Raw genomic sequence first — 4,402 nt, 5'->3', positions numbered from 1 at the left:
GTTCGACTTGCATGCCTTAACCACGCCGCCAGCGTTCATCCTGAGCCAGGATCAAACTCTTAATTTAAACACAGAATAACGCGAAACTTCGACCACGGATAAATCCGTGTTCAATCCCGCGTTAATCCGCGTTCTTCCCCCGAGACCGCTTTCGCAGCCAAGAGGTTTTAACGAGACAACTAAAAGAAACTAAAATTTTCGAAGAAAATTTTATCCCGAGCGAAGTCGAGGGATCTCGATTCATTCGGGTCCAATCAGTTGTTTTCTGCTGTTGTGGAATTTAAAACTATTGTATGTCCCCGTTAGAAATTATTGAATAATTTTTTAGGCGCTTGATTCCTATTGCCGGTAAAGCAAGGGGCAGCGCTAATTGATTACGCGATAATTTCTAACGGGGTGGAATTATTGGAAATTCAAAGGTCAATTGTTAAGGTTCTTTTCGATATGCGTTAGAAAAACAAAACCCGCGAAGAAGCAGGTGTATAAAAACCACTAGATCTTCACGATGTAAAAAGTGTTTTTTACATATAAGTTTCAGTTATGTCTAACACAATCTATTTTACTCGTTTAAAGGATGCTGTCAAGCCCCTAGCATGAAAAGGAAATAAATGGGGTTTTGCGGCTAAAAATCTCTTAAATAATCAGGATGGAAATAGCATAAAAACATGGGTTTCGCCACTAGGCCTTTCGCGGCTATCCGGCAAAATAAAAAGGAGCTAGCGCATAGGGCGCGCGTAGCTCCTGGTAATGCCGGCGCATATCGGGGATGCCGGCTGAAAAGAAAAGAGGTCGGAAGGTCGGTTGGCTCTAAGGATGACGGGACGCGGGCGCCCGGCTTTGAATGCGCATGCGCGCGGCCGGGGGTGCTCTTGCCCGATTTTACGAGCCGAATTCCGGCCGGAATGTCCCAATTTTCGGGCGGCCAATTCGTGGCGCCAGGGACAAATCGACTCGCTTTGCCAGTGTGGTCTTAGCATTTACCCGGTCAATCCGGTGCTTTAACCTCCTCGCAAATGCAGCCATGTCTTGCCCGGAACAGCCCGAGAATGCGGATCAGATGCCGACTCGGGGAATTTCGGCGAGAGCGTCGTTTTTTTGTTTCAACTTCGACGGATGCACCGATGCGGGCGGGCTGCTTTTCTTCCCTTCCTTTTGGACCGTTGCCTAACCGGCCCTCCGAACCTCTAAAATTGCGTTAAAGAACGGCTTAAAAACGATGTGTATAGATATTAAGACAAGCCCATTTCTATGTCAATGATGAGCCTGAGCCGGCTGAATTTCTATTGGTGACTGGTCGGACACGGGTTTTTTATTTATCGGCTACATAATCTGCCATTTCCGCCAATCTGCCCTCCTTCGCTAAGGCTTCGGAAGGGCGCACTGTTTTGTGGCAAAATATTAGTCACCGGGTTATTATTTTTTGGTTACATGCTCAGCCATTTCCGCCAATCTGCACGCGTAGCCGAATTCGTTATCGTACCAAGAAACGACTTTGACGAGCTTGTCATTCACCATCGTCAACGGCAATTCAACGATGCTGGAATGGGAATCGCCTTTGAAATCCATTGAGACCAGATTTTCGTCGGTGGTGTCTAAAATGCCCTTCAGTTTTCCGTTGGCCGCTTCGATGAATAATTTATTTATTTCTTCAATAGCGGCCGGTTTTGAAAGATTGCAGATAAAATCGGTGATGGAAACCACGGGCGTGGGCACGCGCAATGAAATGCCGTCGAGCTTTCCTTCGAGCTCCGGAATGCATTTGGCCACGGTTTTGGCGGCGCCGGTTGTCGTGGGGATGATATTTTGCGCGGCGGCGCGGCTGCGGCGCTGGTCTTTATGCGGCAAGTCCAAGATGCGCTGGTCGTTGGTGTAGGAGTGCACGGTTGTCATAAAGCCCTGCTGGATGCCGAAATTATCATTCAATATTTTGACTATCGGCGCCAGGCAGTTGGTTGTGCAGGAGCCCATAGAAATTATATTCTCGCCTTTGTATCGGTCGGCGTTCACCCCTAAAAGATAAGTCGGGATTTCGGCGGAATCGGACGGCGCCGAGAGCACCGCTTTTTTAGCGCCGGCATCAATATGTTTTTTTGCGTCGCCGATCTTGGTGAAAAGTCCCGTGCATTCCAAAACCACATCAATCCCCAGGTCCTTCCAGGGCAGATTAGCCGGATCTTTTTCCGCCAGGACTTTTATTTTCTTCCCGTCGATGACCAGCGAGTCGCCGTCCGCTTTCACTTCTTTATCATATCGGCCGTATGAGGAATCGAATTTCAAAAGATGCGCCAAAGTCGCCACATCCGTCAGATCATTGATTGCGACGACTTCAATGTTTGGATGCTTATCTAAAATTCTCCTCAATGTCGGTCTGCCAATTCTGCCGAATCCATTAATAGCTAATTTCATATATTTTTAGTAGATTATTAAAATTTAAAAAGTAAGGCCGACTTGCCCCGTACCAAATTTATTTTGGTATTCGGGGTGCGGCCGAATCCGTTGATGGCTAGTTTCATTATATATAAAAATTCCTCTCTTTTTAAAGGCCCGCTTCGCCAAAGCTTTAACGAGGTGAGGGGGTCAGGAGGGATTTATGGGGCTAATTGAATGCCGGCTTTTTCGGCCAATTGCAGGATCCATTTTTCCAGGCGGTTTACCTTGTTCGACAGCATGAGCATCTCTTGGAAATAGCCGTCGGCTTTTTTGGCGTATCCGTCAACGGCAGTTAGCATATCGGAAAAATCTTTCTTATATTCATCTCTGAAAGCCGATAAATCTTCTTTGGTCACAAAGACCTCTCGTTGAGCTTCTATTATTTTTTGGACATCTTCTATGGTTAGCATGTTTTTGTTTTCAGTATAACATCTTAATAACGAGGGTCAATTACCAACCGCTACTGCTTCCGCCGCCGCCTGAGGAGCCGCCGCCAAAACCGCCAAAGCCACCGCCGCCGAATCCTCCGCTGCTTCCTCCTCCGCCGAAGCCGCCTATCCACCAGGGAAAGCGCGTGCCGGCCGATTTATGTTTCTGGTAATTTTTGGAAACAAGGTAATCGAATAAAAGGCCCAGCGGCGTTAAGATCAGGACGGCGATGGCGCCGATGAATGCCGAGAAAATAAAGATGAAAGCGATGCCGACCAGCGCGCCGATGACTCCCCCCGCCCACCAGGATTTGGAGCGGGACAAGACCGAGCCCAGCCAGATGAAAACTAAAAATGCCAGTCCAAGGATATTTTCAATGGATTTCAAACTCCATGAACCGGCGGCATTCGGTTTTTGAGACGGAATATATTCGCCTTTTGTCGCGGCGATGATCTTATTCACCGCGTTGGTTATTCCGCCGTCAAAATCATTTTGGCGGAAAGCCGGTTTAACGGTATTCTCCAATATCCAGAATGATTGCGCGTCCGTGAGCGCGCCTTCCAGGCCGTAGCCGACCTCGATCTTTGTTTTGCGCTCTTCCTTGGAGACCAGCAGGAGAACGCCGTTGTCGTTTTTTGCTTTGCCGATCTTCCAATCCGCAAACAGCTTCACGGCGAAATTTTCAATCGTGTCGCCGCCGAGATTATTTATCGTGACGACCGAGATCTCGTTGGTGGTGTCTTTCTCGAATTGGACGAGTTTCTGTTCCAGCGCCTGTTTGGCGCCCGGGCTCATCATATTGGCAAAATCGTTAACAAAGCCGGAGGGCTGGCCGGGGGAGGAATAGGCAAAAACAGGTAAAGCAAAAAATGCCAGCGCCAGTAAAAATAGGACTTTTTTATAATGACACTCCATGCATTGGTGCAATTTACAATAAGTCGCAGTCAGACGAAACCTCGTAAAACTCTTTGATACTTTGCGTCCTTGGGGATAATTTTAATTTTAAAAATGATAAAAAATTTACTGCTTTTAGATAATCTTGTTTATTGATTATAAAGATATTAATAGCATCAATATTATTTTCTAGTTGTAACTCAGTAAGTTCTTTATTTATGGCGTCTTGAAAATATTTCTCGGTCTTTTCAACGCCAACTTTAATATCTATGTGAGCATAAGAAGAAGCGCTATCCTTTATTTCTTTAGCGGAGATACCTATTCCCTCCATCTGTTTCCCGTATTTTTCATAAAATCTTTGCGCATTATCGGTTGGCGATACATAATTTATCGACAGGATGTCTTCTAGCGATGACAAACGATATTTAAGAGCATCAATTTTATTAAGTTCTTCGTTAGTAGTTCCGGCCTTAAAATTAATTATAATGGTATTAATTGAATGTTGTTTTGAAATTTGATTAATACAATTATTTTTAAACTTTGAGTATTGAATATACCCAAAAACAGACAGAAGTAAACCGAGCAGCACTATGAGGCCAAGAATGATTAAGGCGGTCAATCTTAACCAGCCATTTCTGTTCTGGTTTTT

5 protein-coding genes and 1 rRNA gene are annotated in these 4,402 nt (G+C 45.7%); 1 reads left to right on the top strand and 5 read right to left on the bottom strand.

Going from position 1 to position 4,402, the window contains the following annotated elements:
* Positions 1-67: ribosomal RNA gene (locus PHE24_07070) — 16S ribosomal RNA — on the bottom strand; the annotation flags it as partial.
* A 954-nt stretch (positions 68-1,021) separates the two neighbouring features.
* Here PHE24_07070 and PHE24_07065 point away from each other — a divergent pair.
* Positions 1,022-1,168: a hypothetical protein gene (locus tag PHE24_07065; GenBank protein MDD4902857.1), complete on the top strand. Its 147-nt coding sequence runs from the start codon at positions 1,022-1,024 to the stop codon at positions 1,166-1,168.
* A gap of 245 nt (positions 1,169-1,413) precedes the next feature.
* Here PHE24_07065 and gap read toward each other — a convergent pair whose 3' ends face one another.
* The 4 genes from gap to PHE24_07045 all read right to left on the bottom strand — a co-directional run.
* Positions 1,414-2,406, bottom strand: a complete 993-nt coding sequence (gene gap / locus PHE24_07060) for a type I glyceraldehyde-3-phosphate dehydrogenase (protein MDD4902856.1) — start codon at positions 2,404-2,406, stop codon at positions 1,414-1,416.
* A 182-nt stretch (positions 2,407-2,588) separates the two neighbouring features.
* Positions 2,589-2,840: a hypothetical protein gene (locus tag PHE24_07055; GenBank protein MDD4902855.1), complete on the bottom strand. Its 252-nt coding sequence runs from the start codon at positions 2,838-2,840 to the stop codon at positions 2,589-2,591.
* A gap of 40 nt (positions 2,841-2,880) precedes the next feature.
* Positions 2,881-3,774 (bottom strand): TPM domain-containing protein, encoded by an 894-nt coding sequence (locus PHE24_07050; protein MDD4902854.1) that lies wholly within the window; start codon positions 3,772-3,774, stop codon positions 2,881-2,883.
* A gap of 13 nt (positions 3,775-3,787) precedes the next feature.
* The coding region (locus PHE24_07045) for a hypothetical protein (GenBank protein MDD4902853.1) at positions 3,788-4,402 on the bottom strand (615 nt) is incomplete at its 5' end.

It is taken from the genome of Patescibacteria group bacterium (genome assembly GCA_028707065.1).
Lineage (GTDB): Bacteria > Patescibacteriota > Patescibacteriia > Patescibacteriales > WJLG01 > JAQTUZ01.
The sequence above is the reverse complement of the archived record's forward strand: the minus strand, read 5'-3'. Positions and strand labels throughout refer to the sequence as shown.